Origin of the sequence: Amycolatopsis sp. WQ 127309 (genome assembly GCF_023023025.1) — a bacterium.
Lineage (GTDB): Bacteria > Actinomycetota > Actinomycetes > Mycobacteriales > Pseudonocardiaceae > Amycolatopsis.
This window is the reverse complement of sequence record NZ_CP095481.1, coordinates 8298368-8319329: the sequence shown is the minus strand read 5'-3', so window position 1 is coordinate 8319329 and position 20962 is coordinate 8298368. Positions and strand designations below refer to the sequence as shown.

The 20962-nt window shown below is 73.0% G+C and carries 23 protein-coding genes; 10 read left to right on the top strand and 13 right to left on the bottom strand.

The window, feature by feature from the left end; translation table 11 throughout:
• Positions 1–13: 13 nt before the first annotated feature.
• Positions 14–619: a TetR/AcrR family transcriptional regulator gene (locus MUY22_RS36915; protein ID WP_247051808.1), complete on the top strand. Its 606-nt coding sequence runs from the start codon at positions 14–16 to the stop codon at positions 617–619.
• Entirely contained in the window at positions 603–2225 is a 1623-nt protein-coding gene (locus tag MUY22_RS36910) for an acyl-CoA dehydrogenase family protein (protein WP_247051807.1), read from the top strand. Before MUY22_RS36915 ends, MUY22_RS36910 begins: the two co-directional genes overlap by 17 nt.
• On the opposite strand, the gene MUY22_RS36905 is transcribed toward MUY22_RS36910, so the two are convergent.
• On the bottom strand, positions 2222–2758 hold the full coding sequence (locus MUY22_RS36905) for a TetR/AcrR family transcriptional regulator (protein ID WP_247051806.1): 537 nt from the start codon (positions 2756–2758) through the stop codon (positions 2222–2224). The two genes, MUY22_RS36910 and MUY22_RS36905, sit on opposite strands and share 4 nt — an antisense overlap.
• Before the next feature lie 77 nt (positions 2759–2835).
• On the opposite strand from MUY22_RS36905, the gene MUY22_RS36900 reads away from it, so the two are divergent.
• Positions 2836–4047 (top strand): FAD-dependent monooxygenase, encoded by a 1212-nt coding sequence (locus MUY22_RS36900; RefSeq protein WP_247051805.1) that lies wholly within the window; start codon positions 2836–2838, stop codon positions 4045–4047.
• Here the strand turns inward: MUY22_RS36900 and MUY22_RS36895 are convergent.
• The 5 genes from MUY22_RS36895 to MUY22_RS36875 form a co-directional block, all read right to left on the bottom strand.
• Positions 4031–4615, bottom strand: a complete 585-nt coding sequence (locus tag MUY22_RS36895; RefSeq protein ID WP_247051804.1) for a DinB family protein — start codon at positions 4613–4615, stop codon at positions 4031–4033. The genes MUY22_RS36900 and MUY22_RS36895 overlap by 17 nt on opposite strands.
• 154 nt (positions 4616–4769) lie before the next feature.
• A complete protein-coding gene (locus MUY22_RS36890) occupies positions 4770–5864 on the bottom strand; it encodes an SWIM zinc finger family protein (protein ID WP_247051803.1) in 1095 nt (364 codons plus the stop codon).
• Positions 5861–8377 carry a DEAD/DEAH box helicase gene (locus tag MUY22_RS36885; RefSeq protein WP_247051802.1) on the bottom strand — a complete coding sequence of 839 codons (2517 nt, stop codon included), beginning with the start codon at positions 8375–8377 and terminating at the stop codon, positions 5861–5863. Before MUY22_RS36885 ends, MUY22_RS36890 begins: the two co-directional genes overlap by 4 nt.
• Before the next feature lie 44 nt (positions 8378–8421).
• On the bottom strand, positions 8422–9204 hold the full coding sequence (locus tag MUY22_RS36880; protein ID WP_247051801.1) for an ABC transporter permease: 783 nt from the start codon (positions 9202–9204) through the stop codon (positions 8422–8424).
• Positions 9201–10127 (bottom strand): ATP-binding cassette domain-containing protein, encoded by a 927-nt coding sequence (locus tag MUY22_RS36875; protein ID WP_247051800.1) that lies wholly within the window; start codon positions 10125–10127, stop codon positions 9201–9203. Before MUY22_RS36875 ends, MUY22_RS36880 begins: the two co-directional genes overlap by 4 nt.
• A 79-nt stretch (positions 10128–10206) precedes the next feature.
• Between MUY22_RS36875 and MUY22_RS36870 the strand changes: the two genes are divergently transcribed.
• Complete coding sequence (locus MUY22_RS36870; RefSeq protein WP_247051799.1) at positions 10207–10992, top strand: TetR/AcrR family transcriptional regulator; 786 nt, start codon at positions 10207–10209, stop codon at positions 10990–10992.
• Here the strand turns inward: MUY22_RS36870 and MUY22_RS36865 are convergent.
• Entirely contained in the window at positions 10975–12147 is a 1173-nt protein-coding gene (locus MUY22_RS36865; RefSeq protein WP_247051798.1) for a cytochrome P450, read from the bottom strand. The genes MUY22_RS36870 and MUY22_RS36865 overlap by 18 nt on opposite strands.
• Before the next feature lie 86 nt (positions 12148–12233).
• On the opposite strand from MUY22_RS36865, the gene MUY22_RS36860 reads away from it, so the two are divergent.
• The 5 genes from MUY22_RS36860 to MUY22_RS36840 are packed head-to-tail and all read left to right on the top strand — an operon-like array spanning position 12234 to position 16227.
• Positions 12234–13304, top strand: coding sequence for a TetR/AcrR family transcriptional regulator (locus MUY22_RS36860; protein ID WP_247051797.1), 1071 nt, complete (start codon positions 12234–12236; stop codon positions 13302–13304).
• A gap of 21 nt (positions 13305–13325) precedes the next feature.
• Positions 13326–14606, top strand: coding sequence for an RNA polymerase sigma factor (locus MUY22_RS36855; RefSeq protein WP_247051796.1), 1281 nt, complete (start codon positions 13326–13328; stop codon positions 14604–14606).
• Positions 14603–15406: an alpha/beta fold hydrolase gene (locus tag MUY22_RS36850; protein ID WP_247051795.1), complete on the top strand. Its 804-nt coding sequence runs from the start codon at positions 14603–14605 to the stop codon at positions 15404–15406. The genes MUY22_RS36855 and MUY22_RS36850 overlap by 4 nt, the downstream gene beginning before the upstream one ends.
• Positions 15407–15742: a YciI family protein gene (locus tag MUY22_RS36845; protein WP_247051794.1), complete on the top strand. Its 336-nt coding sequence runs from the start codon at positions 15407–15409 to the stop codon at positions 15740–15742.
• Positions 15742–16227, top strand: coding sequence for a GyrI-like domain-containing protein (locus MUY22_RS36840; RefSeq protein WP_247051793.1), 486 nt, complete (start codon positions 15742–15744; stop codon positions 16225–16227). The genes MUY22_RS36845 and MUY22_RS36840 overlap by 1 nt, the downstream gene beginning before the upstream one ends.
• A 72-nt stretch (positions 16228–16299) precedes the next feature.
• Here MUY22_RS36840 and MUY22_RS36835 read toward each other — a convergent pair whose 3' ends face one another.
• On the bottom strand, positions 16300–16752 hold the full coding sequence (locus MUY22_RS36835) for a DUF1772 domain-containing protein (RefSeq protein ID WP_247051792.1): 453 nt from the start codon (positions 16750–16752) through the stop codon (positions 16300–16302).
• 17 nt (positions 16753–16769) lie between these two features.
• Positions 16770–17591, bottom strand: coding sequence for an NAD(P)H-binding protein (locus MUY22_RS36830; RefSeq protein ID WP_247051791.1), 822 nt, complete (start codon positions 17589–17591; stop codon positions 16770–16772).
• Positions 17592–17673: 82 nt separating this feature from the next.
• Here MUY22_RS36830 and MUY22_RS36825 point away from each other — a divergent pair, with 82 nt between their 5' ends.
• Entirely contained in the window at positions 17674–18618 is a 945-nt protein-coding gene (locus MUY22_RS36825) for an AraC family transcriptional regulator (protein ID WP_247051790.1), read from the top strand.
• On the opposite strand, the gene MUY22_RS36820 is transcribed toward MUY22_RS36825, so the two are convergent.
• From MUY22_RS36820 to MUY22_RS36805, 4 genes are read right to left on the bottom strand one after another with little or no spacing between them, the layout of a single operon-like run.
• Entirely contained in the window at positions 18578–19012 is a 435-nt protein-coding gene (locus MUY22_RS36820) for a nuclear transport factor 2 family protein (RefSeq protein WP_247051789.1), read from the bottom strand. The genes MUY22_RS36825 and MUY22_RS36820 overlap by 41 nt on opposite strands.
• A complete protein-coding gene (locus MUY22_RS36815; RefSeq protein WP_247051788.1) occupies positions 19009–19437 on the bottom strand; it encodes an SRPBCC family protein in 429 nt (142 codons plus the stop codon). Before MUY22_RS36815 ends, MUY22_RS36820 begins: the two co-directional genes overlap by 4 nt.
• The gene (locus MUY22_RS36810) at positions 19434–19778 is read right to left on the bottom strand and encodes a helix-turn-helix transcriptional regulator (protein WP_247051787.1); all 345 of its coding nucleotides are present in this window, start codon (positions 19776–19778) and stop codon (positions 19434–19436) included. Before MUY22_RS36810 ends, MUY22_RS36815 begins: the two co-directional genes overlap by 4 nt.
• 24 nt (positions 19779–19802) lie before the next feature.
• Positions 19803–20858 (bottom strand): hypothetical protein, encoded by a 1056-nt coding sequence (locus MUY22_RS36805; RefSeq protein WP_247051786.1) that lies wholly within the window; start codon positions 20856–20858, stop codon positions 19803–19805.
• Between the last annotated feature and the right edge of the window lie 104 nt (positions 20859–20962).

Below are 20962 nucleotides of genomic sequence, written 5' to 3'. Positions count from 1 at the left end.
TTCACTTCTTGACGTGCCCTACCGCCGCACCCCGAAGGTGCAGGAACGCCTCGACGCGCAGCGCGAGACGATCGTCTCCGCCGCCACGCGCCAGCTGGCCGAGCGCGGCTACAGCGGCTGTTCCGTCGCCGCGGTCGCCGAACGGGCCGAGGTGGCCGTCGGCAGCGTGTACCGGCACTTCCCCACCAAAGCCGAGCTGGTCGTGCACGTGTTCCGGCAGGTCGTGACGCGGGAGGTCGAGGCGGTCCGGGCGGCGTCGGCGGGGCTGGACGAGCCCGCCGAGCGGGTCCTGGCCGTGTTCGAGACGTTCGCCCAGCGCGCACTGAAGGCTCCCCGGCAGGCGTACGCCCTGCTCGCCGAGCCGGTCGACGCGCTCATCGACGCCGAACGGCTCGAGTTCCGCCGCGCGTTCACCGACGTCGTCGCCGAGCACGTCGCCGCCGGCGTGCAGGACGGCTCGCTGCCGCCGCAGGACGGCCGGATCACCGCCGCCGCGCTCGTGGGCGCTGCCGCCGAGGTGCTGATCGGCCCGTTGACCAGTGGAAACGAACAGGACGTCGGCGCTCTGCGCGCGTTCGTCCTTCGCGCTCTAGGAGGTTCCGATGCCCGCCACGCATGACGTCGTCAACCAGGTCCCGCCGCTCAGCGGCCACGACGTCGCCGCCGACCCGGCGCTGCTGGACGGCCTCGAGCGCGCCGGGGCGGGCTGGGCCGCGGCCGAGGTGCACGAGCTGGGCCGGCTGGCCGGCAGCGAGCTGGCCCAGGACTGGGGCCGGCTGGTCAACGAGCACGAGCCGGTGCTGCGCACCCACGACCGTTACGGCCACCGGATCGACGAGGTCGAGTTCCACCCGCACTGGCACGACCTGATGACCGTCGCGGTCGAGCACGGGCTGCACGGGACGCCGTGGCGCGACCCGCGGGAAGGCGCGCACGCGGCGCGGGCGGCGAAGTTCTTCGTCTGGGGCCAGGTCGAGGCCGGGCACAGCTGCCCGATCTCGATGACCTACGCCGCGATCCCGGCGCTGCGGGCGAACCCGGAGCTGGCGGCGCGGTACGAGCCGCTGCTGGCGGCGACCGAGTACGACTTCGGACTGCGGGAGCCGACGTCCAAGCGCGGGCTGATCGCGGGCATGTCGATGACCGAGAAGCAGGGCGGCTCGGACGTCCGCGCGAACACCACCACGGCGACCCCGTCCGCGGACGGCAGCTACACCCTGGTCGGGCACAAGTGGTTCACCTCCGCGCCGATGTCCGACATGTTCCTGACACTGGCGCAGGCGCCGGGCGGGCTGTCGTGCTTCCTGCTCCCCCGCGTCCTGCCCGACGGTTCGCTCAACCCGATCCGGCTGCAGCGGCTGAAGGACAAGCTGGGCAACCGGTCGAACGCGTCGTCGGAGATCGAGTACGACCACGCCGTCGGCTGGCTCGTCGGCGAAGAGGGCCGCGGGGTCCGCACGATCATCGAGATGGTCAACAACACCCGCCTCGACTGCGCGCTCGGCAGCGCGTCGGGGATGCGGCTGGGCGCGGTGCGCGCGGTCCACCACGCCACCCACCGCCACGCGTTCGGCAAGGCGCTGGTCGACCAGCCGCTGATGGCGAACGTGCTGGCCGACCTGGTGCTGGAGTCCGAAGCGGCGACGACGGTGGCGATGCGGCTCGCGGCCGCGGGCGACCGGCCCGGCGACCCGCGGGAGCAGGCGTTCCGGCGGCTCGGGCTGGCCGTGTCGAAGTACTGGGTGTGCAAGCGGGCGCCGGCGCACGCGGCGGAGGCGCTGGAGTGCTTCGGCGGCAACGGGTACGTGGAGGAGTCCGGCATGCCGCGGCTCTACCGCGAGGCGCCGCTGATGTCGATCTGGGAGGGCTCGGGCAACGTCGCGGCGCTGGACGCGCTGCGGGCGATGGGCCGGCAGCCGGAGTCGGTGGCGGCGTTCTTCGAGGAGGTCGAGCTGGCCGCGGGTGGTGACGCGCGGCTGGACGACGCCGTCGACCGGGTGCGCAAGGAGCTGACCGACCTGGACGGGATCGAGTACCGGGCGCGGCGGCTGGTGGAGTCGCTGGCGCTGGTGCTGCAGGGTTCGCTGCTGGTGCGCCACGGCGACCCGGCGGTCGCGGACGCGTTCTGCGCGTCGCGTTTCGGCGGTGACTGGGGCATCGCGTTCGGCACGCTGCCGGCCGGCGTCGACACGGGCGCGATCATCGAGCGTGCCGCGGTCCGCTAGCGGCCGAGAGCGTCGAGGGCCGCGGTGACCGCCGCGGCCTTCAGTTCGTCGACGGGGGCGTCGGGGAACTGCATGCAGACGTCCTGCAGGCCGCCGAGGGCGAGGATCGCGCGGGCGGCCTGTTCGAGGGTGGGTTCGGGGCCGCTGATCAGCTCGGTGAGCCGGATGCGCCAGGCCAGGGCCTTGTCGATGAGCCCGAGGTCGGCCAGGGTCGGCATCTCGGCGAGCAGCATGATGACGTCTTCGCGGTGCCGGTAGTTGAAGTCGAAGAACCCCTCGATGAGCTCCCGCACCGGCGCGTCGCCCCGGGCTTCCTGCTCGACCAGGAACTTCTCGCCGTCGTCGAGCAGGGGCTGGACGATGCTGCGCACCAGGTCTTCGCGGGACTGGAAGTGGTAGTACAGCGCGGGTTTGGTGATGCCGAGGACGTCGGCGATGTCCTGGAGGCTGGTGCGCTGGACGCCCTGCTGGGTGAACAGGTCGCGTGCGGTGGCCAGGATGCGCTGCTTGGTGTCGGAGGACGGTTTCGGCACCGGCCCAGCATAACTGACTTAACGATAGGTAAGGAATCGTGGTATGACTTACCTACCGTTAAGTCAGGGAGGTGCTCATGCGGATACTCGTCCAGGGAGCCAGCATCGCGGGTCCGGTGCTGGCCTATTGGCTCACCAGGCACGGCTTCGACGTCACCGTCGTCGAACGCGCGCCGGCGCTGCGCAAGACCGGCGGCCACGCCGTCGACCTCTTCCGCCCGGCCATGGACATCACCGAACGGATGGGCGTCCTGCCGCAGGTCGAGGCCCTCGCCACCGGGACCACGCGGATGACACTGCACCGCGAAGGCGCGCGCCGGCCGACCCGGGTGGACCTGGCGAAGCTCTTCCAGGCCACCTCCGACCGGCACGTCGAGGTCATGCGCGACGACCTCAGCGAGATCTACTACGACGCCGGCCGCGACGACGTCGAGTACCTGTTCGGCGACTCGATCACGGCCATCTCCCCCGACGGTTCGGTGACCTTCGACCACGCCGCGTCCCGGAAGTTCGACGTCGTCGTCGGCGCCGACGGGCTGCACTCGAACGTGCGCCGCCTGGTCTTCGGCGAGGAAGCCGGGCAGACGCGGTTCATCGGCGCCTACCTCGCGGTCCTGTCCCTGCCCGACACCCTCGGCCTCGACGGGGAGACCGTCGCCCACCTCGGCGCCGGGCGCACCGCGGCGATCTACAGCGCCCGGCACATGGACGAGGCCCGCGCGGTGTTCCTCTTCCGCCGCGACGAACCGCTCGACTACCACCACCGCGACGTCGCGCGGCAGAAGCTACTGCTCCGGGAAGCTTTCGTCGGGATGCATCCGCAGGTCGACGGCTGGCTGACCGAACTGGCCGGCGAGCGCACGTTCTACTTCGACTCGATCACGCAGCTGCAGCGCGACACCTGGTCCCAGGGCCGCGTCACCCTGGTCGGCGACGCCGGGTACTGCCCGGGCCCGGCCGTCGGCGGCAGCACAAGCCTCGCCGTGCTCGGCGCGTACGTCCTGGCCGGCGAGCTGGCCGCGGCGGGTGGTGACCACGAGCGGGCGTTCGCCGCCTACGAACGGGAGATGGGCGACCTGGTGCGCAAGAGCCGGGCGTTCGCGCTCGGCGCGGCCCGGAGCCTGATCCCGGGTTCGCGCGCCGGGGTCTGGGCGCTCGCGCGTGGCGGGCAGCTGGTGTCGGCGTTGCCGGCCGGGCTGACCCGGGCGATCGCGAAGCTCAACACCGGCGGCGTGCGGATGCACGACTCGATGACGGTCAAGGACTACGCGGTCACCCCGGTCGGCTGACCCCGTCGTGCTGGTCGGCGGCCTCCTGGACGCGGGCGAGGTGGCGGGTCCACCAGTCCGCGTCGCCGGCGACGTCGTGATCGGCGCCCGGGCGGCCGTCGATCGCCTCCCGGATGATGTCCGCGTGGCCGGCGTGCTGCGCGGTCTCGGCCACGACCCGCACCAGCAGGGAGCCGAACGTCGTCCGCCGGCGCTCTTCCGGCCACCACGAAACTGACGCCGGGGCGTCCAGCGGGAACTGGGCGATCGACTCGTCGGAGTGCCGCCACGCTCGGCGGTAGAGGGTGACCAGCTCCTCGCGGGTCTGCCCGGCCGTGGCCCACATGTCCGCGCTGTCCCAGATCGACGCGTCTTCCACCCACGGCAGCGGCACTGGAGCGGGGCGGCCCACGCTGTCGCCGAGGTACCCGAACTCGACGCCGGCCAGGTGCTTGACCAGGCCCAGCAGGTTGGTCGCCGTCGGCGTCATCGGCCGGCGGACGTCGTACTCGCTCAGCCCGTCCAGCGACGCGAGCAGGCTGTTCCGCGAGTCCTGGAGGTAGCGGTGCAGATCGGCGGCGAGGTCCATGCCGCGCACGCTAGCGCCGGGCACCGACAGAAAGGACCGGGCGGGCGCGCGGGAGGAGCCCGCGCGCCCGCACCCCCAGTGGCCCGGCGGAAGCCGCCGTCACGGGACAGGAGACAGCGAGGTTCACGCTGGATACCGGGAATTCCGGCGCTTTTCAGCCCAGCAGCAGACCGGGGTCGGTCTCCGGCGACCCGGCGGGCCACCACACGCCGCCTTCGCGGCGGTAGGGGTGCCACCGGCCCTGGTGGTCCAGGCGCAGCTGCGTCTCGCCGAGCGTGCAGTGGTTGCGCTCGAACACCGGGTCGACGTCGGCGAGTGCGGCCCGCGCGGCCGCGAGCACCGGCTTCGGCGGCGTCCACGTCGTGTCGAGGACGTCGAGCCCGGCACGGCCGCCGTGCGTCCACGCCGCCACCGCCCGCTCGAACTCCGGGCCGTCACCCAGCCGCGAGGACGGGAACCGCGCGGCCAGCCGGACGGTGTCCTGCCGGCGGCCGGGCCACGGCTCCCCCGCCAGCACCGCGCCGGCCTGCGTCGCGGCGTTGGCCACCAGTAGCGCGAACGCCTCGGCCGGCACCCCGGGTGCCGCCGGGATCGACGGCGCCCCCGCGGGCCGGAACTCCGCCAGGTCCGGCAGCTCTCCCGGCGTCCGGTCGACGTCGGCGGAGACGTCTTCGCGGGGCGCGGTCCGGCTCTCCAGCTCCTCCCGGATCTCCCGCTCGCCCATGCCGCGCATCAGCAGCAGCACGAACGGGTCCGCGTCCAGCAGCCACGACGCCTGGAACGACAACGCCGCCGCGTGCTTGCACGGCAGCTCCCAGCCCGGGCAGTCGCACTCCGGGTCGAGGTCGCCGATCACCGGCAGCAGGTGGACGCCGGCGTCGTCGGCCGCCGCCACCAGGTCGGGCGGCATGTCCCGGTCCAGCAACGCCGCCAGGTGCCCGGCACGCGACGCGACCCGGTCGAGGAACCGCACCCAGTCCCCTTCGGACAGCTCCGCCAGGCTCAGCTGGGTGCGGTACGGGCCACCATCGACGTCATCGACCACCGCGGCGATCCGGCCCGGGCTCACCGTGATCGGCCCGACCAGCCCGGCCGCGGCGTACCGGCGGCCCTGCTTGAGCTGCCGCAGGTCCAGCGCGGTGTCCTCCATCGCGCTCACCCAGGCCCGGCCCCACCACGACGTCGCGAACCGCCCGCGCGTCCCGGTCCTCCCGAACGCGGGGAAGCCCCGCACGCGGTCGTCGCTCATCCGCGGCTCCTCAGTTCGACGAGCTCCGCGAGCTCGGTGTCGGACAGTTCGGTCAGCGCGGCCTCGCCCCCGGCCAGGACCGCGTCGGCCAGGGCCCGTTTCTCCCGCAGCATCGCCGCGATCCGGTCCTCGACCGTGCCCTCGGCGACGAGCCGGTGCACCTGCACCGGCCGGGTCTGCCCGATCCGGTACGCCCGGTCGGTCGCCTGGTCTTCGACGGCGGGGTTCCACCAGCGGTCGAAGTGCACGACGTGATCGGCGCGCGTCAGGTTCAGCCCGGTACCGGCCGCCTTGAGCGACAGCAGGAACACCGGCACCGCGCCGTCCTGGAAGCGCGCCACCAGCTCCTCGCGCCGCGGCACGGGCGTGCCGCCGTGCAGCAGCTGCGTGCCGATCCCGCGCGTGGCCAGGTGCTGCTCCAGCAGCCGGGCCATCGCGACGTACTGGGTGAACACCAGCACCGCGCCGCCCTCGGCGAGGATGGTGTCCAGCAGCTCGTCGAGCAGCTCCAGCTTCCCGGAGCGCCCGCCGGGTGCCTTGAGGTACTGGGCCGGGTGGTTGCAGATCTGCTTCAACGCGGTCAGCAGCTTCACGATCCGGCCGCGCCGCGCCATGCCGTCGCTCGCGGCGATGTCGGCCATCATCTCCCGCACGACCGCCTCGTACAGCGCCACCTGCTCCGGGCTGAGCGCCACCGGCCGGTCCGTCTCGGTCTTGGCCGGCAGCTCCGGCGCGATCCCCGGATCGGACTTGCGGCGCCGCAACAGGAACGGCCGCAGCAGCCGGCCGAGCCGCTCCGCCGTCACCGGGTCACCCGCCTCGATCGGCTTCGCCCAGCGCGCCCGGAACTCCGAGAGCGACCCCAGCAGCCCCGGCGTCGTCCAGTCGAGGATCGCCCACAGCTCCGAGAGCGTGTTCTCCACCGGCGTGCCGGTCAACGCCACCCGCGCCGACGCCGGCACCAGCCGCAACGCCTTCGCCGTGCTGGAGCGGTGGTTCTTGACGTGCTGGGCCTCGTCGGCGACCAGCAGCCCCCACCGCACGCCGGCCAGCGGCGCGGAATCGGTCCGCAGCGTCCCGTAGGTCGTCAGCACAAAACCGTCGACGTCGCCTAGGGAACGAGCCGCGCCGTGGAAACGCCGCACCGGCACGCCCGGGGCGAACCGCCGGATCTCGCGTTCCCAGTTGCCCAGCAGCGACGCCGGGCACACCACCAGCGTCGGCCCGGCCGCCCGGTGCAGGTGCAGCGCGATCAGCGTGACGGTCTTGCCCAGGCCCATGTCGTCGGCGAGGCACCCGCCGAGCCCCAGCTCGGTGACCGTGGCCAGCCACTGCAGCCCGCGCAGCTGGTAGTCCCGCAGCGACGCGGCCAGCCCGGCCGGCGGCACCGGCGGTTCCGGTGGCGCGGCCAGGCGTTCCCGCAGGTCGGCCAGCCAGCCTTCGGTGACGACCTCGACGTGCTCGCCGTCGATCTCGGTGGTGCCGCTCAACACGGCGCCGAGCGCGTCGACCGGGGTCAGCGGCTTGAGCGTCCGCTCGCGGGCCTTCGCCGCGAACGCCGGGTCGATCAGCACCCAGCGATCCCGCAGCCGCACCACCGGACGCCGCGCCTCGGCGAGCGCGTCCAGTTCGGCCTCGGTCAGGACCTCGTCGCCGAGCGCGAGCTGCCAGTCGAAGGCCAGGGCCCGGCCGCCGCCGAAGAACGACGGCAGGTCACCCGGCGCGTCCCCGGCGGCCACGACGGCCCGCGCGGTGAGCGAACCGGCCAGCTCGGCGGGCCAGTGCACGTCGATGCCGGCCGCGGTCAGCCGGGGCGCCGCGGCCGCGACCAGCTCGGTGAGGTCGTCGCCACCGAGCGCCAGCTCGTCCGGGACGGCCGAGGTGAGCAGCGGGCTCAGCGCCGGCCACACCTGCGTACCCCGCCGCAGCGCCAGCACGACGTCGATGCGGGCCCGCGGCCCGAACCGGCCCGTCTCCCACAGCTCCGCCGCGTCCGCGAGCTGCCCGGGATCGGCGAGGCTGTGCACCTGGACCACGGCCCGGTAGCGGCCGGCGTCGAAGCCGTCGGGTGCCTCGACGCGCAGCGACACCCGGATGCCCGAGTCGAGGCCCGCGGCCAGCTCGTCCGCCCAGTCGCGGACGGCGTCGGCGCGCTGGGGCGCGACCGCGGCGAACAACTTGGTGCCGGCGGCCTTCGCCGCGGCGGGTGTGCGGGGCAGCGTGTCGGCGACGGCGTCGAGGAACGCCCGCAGCAACGGCCCCGGCGCCCGGTTTCCGGCGGGCATCGCGGCCGCCAGGTCACGCAGCCACGCGGCCTCCGCCGGCTGCAGCGGGCCGATGCGCCAGGCGTCGTGCCCGGCCTCGGTGACCCCCGGCAGCAGCCGTCCCGCGGCGACCAGCCGCAGCGCGGCCTTCGTCGCCGTCGCCCAGAACACCACGGACGGCTCCGGGTCGTCGCTCGCGAGCAACGCCCGCAGACCGTCCGCTATGGACAGTGCCTTGTCGTCGAGCACCAGGTGGCCCGCTCGTGGCGGTTCCCCCGGCAGGAAATCGGCGTTCAGTTCCCCAGCCTCCCGTATCGGCGCACGGACAGCGGCACGAACACCGCGAGCAGGACCAGCGGCCAGAGGACCGCCATCACCACCGGGTGCGTGCTCACCCAGGACGTCCCCACCACCCCCGGGTTGCCGAACAGGACCCGCGCCGCTGTCACCGTGGAGGACAACGGGTTCCACTCGGCCACGGTTCCCAGCCACGCCGGCATCGTCGCCGTCGCGACGAACGCGCTGGAGAGGAAGCCGAACGGGAACTCACATGTCTGGGCGAGCGTCACCATCGACGGGTCCGTGGTCAGCAGGCCGAGGTAGATCCCGGCCCAGACCAGCGCGGCCCGCAGCAGGAGCAGCAGCGCGAGCGCGGACAGCGTCTCGCCGAGGCTGCCGTGCGGGCGCCAGCCGACCGCGAACCCGCAGCCCACCAGCACGGCCAGCGCGAGGACGGCGTTGACGAGGTCCGCGGCGACCCGGCCGGTGAGCACCGCCGACGGCGCCATCGGCAGCGACCGGAAGCGGTCGGTGACGCCCTTGGTGGCGTCGTCGAGCACCGCGATCATCGTCCCCGACAGGCCGAAGGCCATGGTCATGCCGAACATCCCCGGCATCAGGAACTCGCGGTAGGAGCCGCCGCCCGGCACGGTCATCCCGCCGCCGAGCAGGTAGGCGAAGATCAGCACCATCAGGATCGGGAACGCCACCACCGTGGCGAGCCGGGCCGGGCGCCGGGCCAGGTGGGCGAGGTAGCGCTGGGTCAGCGTCCAGCCGTCGGTGATCGCCCAGGTCATCGCGTCACCCCCGTCAGTTCCAGGAACACTTCGTCGAGCGTCGGGTGTCGGAGGGCCACATCGGCGAACGCCAGCTCGGTCACCGCCAGCTCGCGCACGACGTCGGTCAGCATCGACGGCGCCGCCGGGGCGCTCACGCGCAGCTCCTCGGTGACCGGCTCGGCGCCGGTGACCCGGGCGAGCAACGCCGTCGCCGCGCCCACGACGTCCGGATCGGTCAGCACCAGCTCGATCCGGGTCGCGCCGAGCGAGCCCTTCAGCTCGGCCGGGCTGCCTTCCGCGATGACGCGGCCGTGCTCGACGAGCGAGATCCGGTCGGCCAACCGGTCCGCTTCCTCGAGGTACTGGGTGGTGAGCAGGACGGTCGTGCCGTCGGCCACCAGGGACCGCACCGCGCGCCAGACCTCGATGCGGCTGCGCGGGTCCAGGCCGGTCGTCGGCTCGTCGAGGAACAGGACCCGCGGGGCCGCGAGCAGGGACGCGGCCAGGTCGAGGCGTCGCCGCATGCCGCCGGAGTACGCGGACACCGGCTTCGACCCGGTGTCCGCGAGGTCGAACCGCGCCAGGAGGTCGTCGGCGCGGCGGGTGGCTTCGCGGCGACCGAGGTGGTGCAGCCGGCCGAACAACACGAGGTTCTGCCGGCCGGAGAGCAGTTCGTCGACGGCGGCCTGCTGGCCGACGACGCCGATCGCCGCCCGGACCTTCGCCGGTTCGGTGGCGACGTCGAAGCCGGCCACGCGCGCGACACCGTCGTCGTGCCGCAGGAGTGTGCTCAAGACGCGGACGGCGGTGGTCTTGCCCGCGCCGTTGGGTCCCAGCAGGCCGTGCAGCGTGCCGGCCGGGACCGACAGATCGAACCCGTCGAGGGCGTACGCGGCGCCGTAGCGCTTGCGGAGTCCCTCGGCCTGGATCTGCGGAGTCATCTTCCCCCTTAACTCTGTACTGTGTACGAAGAAGAGGTTAGCACAACTCTGTACGACGTACGGGGATCGAGTGGGCAGAATGAACGGCGTGAGCACCGAAGACGACGGCGGCAGTGACCCGCGACGGGGGATCGAGCTGCTCTGGGGCGTCTCCGCGCCATCGCGACGCGGCCCGAAACCGAAGCTGACCACGGCCGACGTCGTCAAGGCCGGCATCACGATCGCCGACGCCGAGCACCTCGACGCGGTCACCATCCGCCGCGTCGCCGACCACCTCGGCGTCTCCCCCATGTCGCTCTACACCTACGTCCCCGGCCGGGACGAGCTCGTCGAGCTGATGATCGACCACGCCCGCGGCGAGCTGCCGGCCCCCGAACCCGGCCTCGGCTGGCGCGCGGCGCTGACCGCCATCGCCGAAGCGGCCTGGGCCCACTTCCACCGCCACCCCTGGCTGCTGGAAGCCGCGACGACCCGCTCGGTCCTGGGCCCGCACACCTTCGCCAGGTACGAGCACGAGCTGCGCGCGATCGAGGGCATCGGCCTGGACGACGTCGAGATGGACTCCGTGATCACCATCGTCAACGGCCTCGTCCGCGCCACCGCCCGCACCTCCGTCGACGCCGCCCGCCTGGTCCGCGCCAGCGGCCTGACCGACGCGCAGTGGTGGGCGCGCGCCGCGCCGGTGCTGGCCGGCATCCCGGCCGCCGACGCGGCGAACTACCCCCTCGCCTCCCGCGTCGGCCAGGCCGCCGGCGAGACGCACAACGGCGCGTCCGACGCCGCCCACAGCTTCCGGTTCGGCCTCGCCCGCGTCCTCGACGGCATCGAGACGCTGATCAACGCCCGCTCAGAGGGTCAGCGGTAGCGCCGACGGCCGCCAGGTCCCGCCGTCGGGTGCGCGCGGGACGTCGTCGACGGCCAGCGCGAGGTCCGGGAACCGGGCGAACAGTCCCGACAGCGCCACCTCGGTCTGTATCCGCGCGATCGACGCGCCCAGGCAGAAGTGCGGGCCGTGTGAGAACCCCAGCTGCGTCGGCCCGGACCGGGTGACGTCGAGCCGGTCGGCGCCGTCGAACACCCGCGGGTCGCGGTCGGCGGCCACCATCGCCGCCGTCACCCGCTCACCTTCCCGGATCAGGGTGCCGTCGATCTCGACGTCCTCGCGCGCGAACCTCGGCGTGGTCAGCAGCTGCGGGCTGCACCAGCGCATCAGCTCCTCGACCGCGCCCGGCCACAACGCCGGATCCGCGCGCAGCAGCGCGAGCTGGTCCGGGTGCGTGAGCAGGGCTTCGACGGCGTTGGCGATCAGGTTGACCGGCGTCTGCCCGGCCAGCATGAGGTGCCAGACCAGGGTGACCAGCTCGGTGTCGGTGAGCCGGTCGCCGTCCTGGGCGCGGACGAGGTCGCCGATGAGGTCGTCACCCGGCTCGGCCCGGCTGCGCGCGACGACGTCCTTCGCGCCCTCGATGATCACCGGGATGGCCGCGAGGAAGTCCTGGCCCACCCCGCCGGCGACCGCGGCGCCGTACTCCCGCCAGCGCGGCCGGTCCGCGTCCGGAATGCCGACCAGCTCGCAGATGACGTCCATCGGCAGCGGCCGGGCGAAGTGCGGGACCAGGTCGACGACGCCGTCCTCGGCGTGGGCGGGCAGCTCGTCGAGCAGGCGTCCGGTGATGGCCGCCAGGCGCGGGCGGAACTGCGCGGCCCGCTTCGGGGTGAAGGCGGGCGCCACCAGCCGTCGCAGTCGCAGGTGCTCGGCGCCGTCCTGCTCGGCCATGGTCCGCAGGTACTCGAGGCAGTGCTCGGGGATGCCCGGCGGGCGCATGAAGCTCTCCGGCTTCACCTCGAACCGCGCGTCGCTCAGCATCGCGCGGGCCTCCGCGTAGCGGGTCAGCGCCCAGAACGGGCCGAAGCCGGGGATCACCAGCTGCGCCACCGCACCCGCCTCCCGCGCCTGGTCGTAGGCGGTGAACGGGTCGGTGAGCACCTTGAGGTCGGTCAGGTCGATCTCGGGGATCATCGAGGACTCCAAATGGTAAGATCAGATGGTCTTGTCATCTGGATGGTCACGGTATCTTGACCGGCAACACCGGGGCAAGGAGGACGATGGCCGGACTCAGCAGAGCGGAAACGCAGGTGCGCAACCGCGCGAAGGTGCTTTCCGCCGCCCGGGACGAGTTCGCCCGGCGAGGCTTCCGCGACGCCAAGATCGACGTCATCGCCGAGCGGGCCGAGCTCACCCGCGGCGCCGTCTACTCCAACTTCCCCGGCAAACGCGCCCTGTACTTCGCGGTACTGGCCGACCTCGCCGAACACGCACCCCGGCCCGCCACGCCGCCGTCGCACCCGAGCGCGCCGGACGCCCTGGCCGCGTTCGCCCGCGCCTGGGTCGCCCGGCTCCCCCTGGCCACCGACAACGACAGCGAGGACGCCCGGCTCACCCGCGACCTGCTGCCGGAGATCCTCGCCGACGAGCACACCCGCCGGCCGTTCGCGCAGCTCATGCGGATCGACGCGATCCTGCTCGGCCTCGCCCTCGAACGCCTCCACCCGGGCGGACGCCTGGTGCGCGTCGCCGAAGCCGCGTTGACCACGCTGCACGGCGCGAGCCAGCTCGCGGCCGCCGCACCGGGCTTCGGCGAGCCGTTCCACATCGTCACCGCCTGCGAGCGGCTCCTCGAGCTGGAACTCGACGACGACTGGCCCGCCGAACCGCCGATCACCTCCCAGCCCCGGCGCGTCGACGAGCCGTGGCACCCACCCGCCGGGACCGACCTGCTCACCGGCGAGACCGTCCGGCCCGGCGACGGCGTCGTCACCGTCCTCGGCCTGCACCGCGCCGCCGCCTTCGAGGAAGCCGTCCGCACCGGCGCCGACGTCACCGTCGCGCTCGTCACCAGCGACCCGGGCGAACTCGCGCCGCTGACCCGCCTCGCCGTCGCCGACCTGCGCGGGTGCCTCGACCAGGCCTTTCCGGCGCTACAGGAGCCGCGGCTGCGGATCGTCTGCGACGCCTCGGGCACGCTCGCCGCGGCCGCCGGCGTCACCGCGGTCAGCGACGCCACCGAGACGGCCGTCCGTGTCGAAGGCGGCCGGATCGTCGTGCGCGCCGAAGGGTTCGGCGCCTGCCACGCCGTAGCTGTCGAATCGGGGCCGGGCCGTTCGTCGGGACGGTGACAGCAACCGGGAGGAGTGGTGGTGGACGTCGAGACTGCGGTCGCCGAGGCGTTCCGCGAGGAGTGGGGCCAGGTCGTGGCCACGCTCATCCGGATCACCGGCGACTGGGACCTCGCCGAAGAGTGCGCGCAAGAGGCCTTCGCACTCGCGCTGCGCACCTGGCCCCGCGACGGCGTCCCGAAGCGGCCCGGCGCCTGGCTCACCACCACCGCGCGCCACCGCGCCACCGACCGGCTCCGGCGCGAGACCCTCGGCGCCGCCAAGCTCCGGGAGGCCGGCCGCATGCACATCCCACAAGACTTCGACGTCTCCGACGACAGCGACCTGCCCGACGACCGGCTGCGGCTGATCTTCACCTGCTGCCACCCCGCGCTGGCCACCGAAGCCAAGGTCGCGCTCGCGCTGCGCACGCTCGCCGGGCTCAGCACCGCCGAGATCGCCCGCGCCTTCCTCGTCCCGGAAGCGACGATGTCGCAGCGGCTCGTGCGGGTGAAGCGCAAGATCCGCCACGCCCGCATCCCCTACCGCGTCCCGCCCGCGCACCTGCTGCCCGAACGCACCGCCGCCGTGCTCGGCGTGCTCTACCTGACGTTCAACGAGGGCTACTCCGCCACCGCCGGGCCCGACCTGCTCCGCCCGGACCTCGCCGCCGAAGCCGTCCGGCTCGGCCGCGTCCTGGCCCGGCTGATGCCCGACGAACCCGAAGTCCTGGGCCTGCTCGCGCTGATGCTGCTGCAGCACGCCCGCCGCGCCACCCGCGTCGGCCCCGACGGCGAACTCGTCCCGCTCGAAGAGCAGGACCGCACGCGCTGGGACACCGCGCTCATCACCGAAGGCACGCAGCTGCTGGAGACGGCGTTGCGCCGCCGGCAGCCCGGGCCGTACCAGATCCAGGCCGCCATCGCGGCCTGTCACGCCACCGCCGCCACACCCGCCGACACCGACTGGGCGCAGATCGCCGGCCTCTACCGGGAGCTGCGCAGGTTCGTCCCCAGCGCGGTCGTCGCACTCAACCAGGCCGTTGCCGTCGGCATGGCCGACGGCCCCCTCGCCGGGCTCGCCCTCCTCGACGAACTGACCGAGGCGCTCGAGGGCTACCACCTGCTGCCGGCCACCCGCGCCGACTTCCTCCGCAGGCTGGGCCGCCACGACGAGGCCGCACACTGGTACGCCACGGCCCGGGACCTGGCCACGACCGCTGCCGAGCGCAGCTACCTCACCCGAAGAATTTCCGAAACGGTGTCTGTTCCGGCCCATCCCATCCGTCGGGTAGGCGAACCCCGATCCGAGGAGCCGCCATGACCACCCACACCCTCGCCGTACCCGGCGCCCGCATCACCTACGACGTCACCGGCAGCGGCCCCGTCCTGCTGCTGATCCCCGGCGGCCCCGCCGACGCCACCGGCTTCGCCCCGATCCGGCCACTGCTGGCCGAGGACCACACCGTCGTCACGTTCGACCCCCGCGGCATCTCCCGCAGCCCCCTCGACGGCGAACCCGGCGACCACACCCTCCGCGAGCACGCCGACGACGTCCACCGGCTGCTCGCCGAGATCGGCGACGGGCCGGCTGAAGTGTTTGCCAACAGCGGCGGCGCCATCACCATGCTCAACCACGTCGTGCGCCACCCCGGCCAGGTCCGCACCGTCGTCCTGCACGAGCCGCCGGTCACGCGGTACCTCGGCCCGGGCGTGCTCGACGGCCCCGACATCCCGGCGATCTACCGCGAGCACGGCATCGGCGCCGCCATCGGCGCGTTCGCGAAGATGAGCGGTTTCGACATCACCCCGCCCGCCGACCCCACGCCCGAAGAGCTGGCCCGGATGAAGGTGATGGAAGGCAACTTCGCCTACTTCTTCGGCCACCTCATGGCCGCCATCGGCGCCTACGACCCGGACCTCGACGCCCTGCGCGCGGTGACCACCCGGCTGGTCGTCGGCGTCGGCGAGAAGGCCGTCGGGCTGCCCGCCCACGAAGCCGGTCTGGGCCTCGCCGCCGACCTCGGCCTGACCGCAGAGCTGTTCCCCGGCGACCACGGCGGGTTCCTCGCCGAGCCCGCCGCCTTCGCCGTGCGCCTGCGTGAAGTCCTGGAAGGACGTTGAATGCAGTATCTGCTCATGATCTGCGGCGACGAAACCGCCGAAGGACACCAGTACGACGGCTGCGACGGCTGGGGTGAAGACCTGGACCGCCGCGGCAAGATCCGCGGTGGCGGCGGCCTGCGCCCGCCGTCGGAAGCCACCACCATCCGCGTCCGCGACGGCGAGGTCCTGCTCACCGACGGCCCGTTCACCGAGGCCAAGGAGCAGGTCGGCGGGTACGTCGTCCTCGACTGCGACGACCTCGACGAAGCCCTCGACATCGCGGCCGGGCACCCGGCGGCGACCTACGGCAGTATCGAGGTCCGCCCGATCCGCCCGGCCGAGGAGTTCGCCTGATGCCGTCCGTTGTGGACCTGCCCGCCCAGCGCTACGTTGCCGAGCGCGCCACCCTCGCCGTCGCGGAGTTCCCGCGGATCGCCGACCGGCTGCCGCCGTTGATCGGCACGCTGGCCGGGCAGGGGATCGCCCTGGCCGGCGCGCCGTTCTTCCGCTACCGCGTCATCCACCCCGGGATGCGGTTCACCGTCGAGGCCGGCGTCCCGATCGCAGGCACCTTCGCCCCGACGGAACCGGCGTTCACCGACGAGCTGCCGGCCGGGAAGTACGTCCTCGACACCTACGTCGGCGCGCCCGACGGCCTGGCGGCCGCCACCACGTCGGTACTGGCCTGGGGCGCGGAGCAGGGCGTCGCGTGGGACCGCACCGACGGACCCGACGGCGAGGAATCGGGCTGCCGCCTGGAAGTCCTGCGCACCAACCCGCTGGAGGTACCCGACCCGGCGAACTGGGTCACCGACCTGCTCTTCCGCCTCGCCGACTGACACCCAAAGCCGTGAAGGCCTCCTTACCGGCTCTTATGGCCGGTAAGGAGGCCTTCACGGCACTTCCGCGAGTCAGCCACGGCGGGTGAGGAGCGCGGCGACCAGGCAGCCGAAGCCTGCCGTGCTCGCCAGGGTGCGCAGCACGTTCCAGCGCACCCACGACGTCTCGAACTGCGCGCGCAGGGCCGCGTAGTCGTCGCCGCCGTTCTCCAGCGCGTTGTTGAGCGGGATGTTCAGCGTCGCGGTGATCACCAGCGTCGCCACCAGGAACACGAACCCCGCGATCACCCACGGCCGCGGCCCGGGGTCGAGGAAGATCGCCACCCCCGCCAGCAGCGGCGCGCCCAGGAACGTCAGCATGAAGACCGGGTTGACGATCGCGACGTTGATCCCGCGCATCGCCTCCACGAACGTCTTGTCGTCACCGCGCGCCAGGCCCGGCAGCACCGAGCACGAGTAGGCGTAGAACAGTCCCGCGAGCAACCCGGCCGCGATCACCGCGGCCACCAAAACCACCGTCGACATCGGTGTCCCCTTCCCCTTCACCGGGCCCAGACCCCGGTCGCCGCCGCGTCCCGCGCGAAGTCGGCGAAGTCCGTCGCCGGGCGGCCCAGCACCCGGTCGACGTCGTGCGTCACCGACTCGTTGCGCCCGTCCAGCACCCGGGTGAACAGCTCCGTCAGTGCCTCGGCTTCTTCGGCTGGCACGCCGTAGCCGATGGCCGCGGCGGCGTAGTCCTCGGCGGAAACCGGAACATAGCGGACATCCCGTCCCGACGCGGCCGAAATATCCGCGGCCGCGTCGGCGAAGGTCAGCAGCCGCGGCCCGGTCAGCTCGTACAGCCGGCTCGTGTGGCCGGGTTCGGTCAGCGCCTTCACCGCCACGTCGGCGATGTCGCGGACGTCGAGAAACGGCTCGACCACCATCCCCGCGGGCAACGCGATCTCGCCGCCGCGGACGGCGTCGAGCAGGAAGTGCTCACTGAAGTTCTGCGCGAACCAGCTGCACCGCAGGATGGTCCAGCCGATGTCGGCCGCGGCGACGATCCGCTCGCACGCCTCGGCTTCCTCCTCACCGCGGCCCGAAAGCAGCACCAGGTGCCGGACGCCCTCGGCGATGGCCAGCTCGGTGAACGCGCGGATGTCGTCGGCCGCGCCGGGCACGACCAGGTCGGGGTAGTAGGTCAGGTAGACGGCGTCGATGCCCTCGAGCACCGGTGCCCAGGTGGCGCGGTCGGCCCAGTCGAACGGCGGCGCGCCCCGCCGGGACGTGATCCGCACCGGCAGGTCGCGCTCCCGCAGCCGGTCCGCCACCCGGCGGCCGGTCTTGCCCGTGCCGCCCACCACAAGGAAGTTCGTTGTCATGGCCGTGAGTCAACCGGCCCACGGTGAGACTCTCCATAGTTCACAGCCTCGATGGCATGTTCCAGCGTCTACACTCGGGCGCATGGATCCGCTCGCCGCTCTGCTCGACGGCCCCCGCGCGCACGGCGCGTTCCTGCTGCGGTCGGTACTGACCCCGCCGTGGTCGCTGCGCATCGAAGACCGGGCCCCGCTGACGGTCGTCTCGGTGGTGCGCGGCGAAGCGTGGATCGTGCCCGACGGCGGCGAAGCCGTCCAGCTGCGCGAAGGGGACGTCGCGATCGCACGCGGCCCGGACCCGTACGTCGTCGCCGACCACCCCGGGACACCGCCGCAGGCGATCATCCTGCCCGGGCAGGAATGCCGCACGCCCGACGGCGGGCACCTCACCGACTACGCCGACCTCGGCGTCCGGACCTGGGGCCACGGCACTAACGGCCCGGTCGTGCTGCTGACCGGCACCTACGGCATGGAAGGGGAGCTCAGCAAACGGCTCCTCGCGGCGCTGCCCGTGCTGATCGTCCTGCGCGCCACCGACTGGCCGACGCCGCTGGTCGGGCTGCTCGCCGGGGAGATCGGCCGGGACGTCCCCGGCCAGGAAGCCGTCCTCGACCGGCTGCTGGACCTGCTGCTCATCGCGGCGCTGCGGGCCTGGTTCGACCGGCCCGACACCAGCGCGCCCGCCTGGTACCGCGCGCACGACGACCCGATCGTCGGGCAGGCGCTGCGGCTGCTGCAGCACCAGCCGGCCGAGCCGTGGACGGTCGCGAAGCTCGCCGCCGACACCGGCGTCTCCCGGGCCGCGCTGGCCCGCCGGTTCGCCACGACCGTCGGCGAGACCCCGATGGCCTACCTGACCGGCTGGCGGCTCGCGCTGGCCGCGGATTTCCTGCGCCAGCAACGGGAAGCGACGATCGGCGCGGTCGCCCACCAGGTCGGCTACGGCAGCGCGTTCGCCCTCAGCACGGCGTTCAAACGCGAGTTCGGCGTCAGCCCGCAGCTGTACCGGACCCGGGCCGCAGCCGGGTGAGCGCTTCGCCGGTGGCACCGTCGAACGGGACCGAGCTGTGCTCGTGGACGATCTTCCAGCCGCCGTCGCCGCGGCGGAGCCCGGCAGTCGAGCGCACCCACATCGCCACGGCGGTTCCGTCGAGCATGGTGCCGCGCACGCGGAACAGGTAGGACGCGAAGGCGACATCGCCGTCGGCGACGACCTCCAGGTCGCGGATGTCCAGCTCGATCGCGGATCGGTAGGCGCCGAACCACTCCCGCAGCCGGGCCCGTTCCGCTTCACGGCCCGTGTCGCGCAACCGACCGACCGCGTCGAACAACGTGACGTCCTCGGCGTAGCAGGCCAGGAGTGCGTCGAGGTCCTTCGCCGCTACGGCCGCGACGCGGGACTCGATCAGCGCCCCAGGGGTCACTTCAGCTCCTCGCCCAGCTTGTCCAGCCAGTCGCCGGTGCCCTGCTCGCGCCAGGCGGGTTCCTCCGCGCCGTCGAGGAAGGTGCCCTGCTCGGTGAGGACGAGGCGGGTGCCGGCGGCGTCGGGGAGCAGCTCGATCGTCGTCGTCGAGACGGTGGCGAGGGTGTCGCCGCCGGTCAGCGTGGTGGAGTAGACGATCCGCTCGTCGGGGACGATGTCGTGGTAGGTCGAGGCCGCTTCGAGCTTGGTGCCGTTCGGCGCGGTGCCCGTGGTCACCTCGCTGCCGCCGGTCCGGAAGTCCAGCGCGTGGGTTTCCCCGCCGAACCAGCGGGCCTTCGCGGCAGGGTCCGCCCAGGCGTCGAACACCCGCGCGGGTGTCGCGGCGTAGGTGCGTTCCAGGGTGAACGTGCTGTGCGTGACGGTCATGAGGTGCGTCCTTCCGAATTGCCCGGCTCGAGGAAGTCCCCGAGCCGGTCGAGCTTGCTCTCCCACGCGGTGCGCTGGCGCCCGAGCCAGTGCTCGCCGCCGCGCAGCACCTCCGGCACGATCCGGCAGGTGCGCACCCGGCCGACCTTCTCCGAGCGCACGATCCCGGCCGTTTCGAGCACCTGCAGGTGCTGCACGACGGCGGCGAGCGACATCGGCAGCGGCGCGGCCAGCTCACTGACCGACGCCGGACCGCGCACGAGCCGCTCCACCAGAGCCCGCCGCGTCCGGTCCCCCAGCGCGCGGAACACGAGGTCCAGCGCCTCGTCATGGTTAAGCATGTACTTAAGTTAGGCTCACTCGGCTCATTGGTCAAGTAACTGCTTAAGTGTTACTGAGACTTCTTCGTCCTTCAGGGCCGCGCGGACCTGGCTCAGCCGGTGGTCGGCGGCGTCGGCCCGGGCGGTACTGGTGCGCAGCTCGGCGCCCAGGTTCGTGGTGGTCTCGTGCATGGACCGGACGGTCTGCTCGTGGGACGCCTGTACCTCGGCCAGCCGCTGGTCGAAGCCGGCGCGGAGCCGTTCGACGTCGGCCTGAGCCCGATCGGCGGCTTCCTGACGGGCTTTGGCGTGCTCCTCGCGCGCGGCGTCGAGCTTCTGTGAGACGGCTTCTGCTCGGGTTTCGGCGGCCTCCGCACGGACGGTCGCGGCTTCCGCTCGCATGTTGGCGTCCTGACCACGGCCCCGTTCGTCGTCGAGCGCGGTCCGGGTGGCGGCGAGTTCAGCGGTGACGGTGGCGATGGCCGTGGCCCGCTCCCCGGCGAGGGCCGCGGCAGCCTCGGCCCGCTCGGCGACGCGGGCGAGCTCATCCCGCACGGCGGCCAGCTGTCCCTCGGCGCGTTGCTGCTCCTGCACGGCAGCCTTGCGGACGGCGCGCTCCTGATCCCGTTCCCGGCCGGCGGCCGTCTTCTCCTTCTCGGCAACGGCCGCCTGCCGCACGGCTTCTTCAGCGACGTCGCGAGCCTGGGCGGCTTCGGCGTCGGCCCGGCCGCGCTGGAGCCGGTGCTCGTCGGCCTCGGCCAGGGCGGCGTCCCGCTCGGCGAGGGCGGTGGTGGTGGTCGCTTCGAGCTGGTGGCGCAGCGTCGTGAGCGTCTCGACGAGCCCTCGCGCCGGTTCGAGCACCCGGTCGACCTGCCCGGATAACGCCGTGACGGCGGTGTCGTCGAGCGCGGTGTCGCTCTCGCGCAGGGACTCGGCGTCGGCCAGGACGGCTTCGGCGTCGCGGCAGGTGAGGTTCCGCCGTCCCCAGGTCTTCCCGTCCTGGCAGAACCGCGCCCGGCTCCCCCGGCCCACGGCGGGCGGCAGAGCCGCTCCACAGCGTCGGTACTCGCAAACCCGGGCTTGACCAGCATCTTCCGTCATGGTCAAGACTCTATCAAACTTTCTGATTAGAACTAGAAACAGTCGTTCTAAATTAGAAGTGAACTAATAGCGTGCTTGAGTTCGGATAAGGTTACATATCCAAA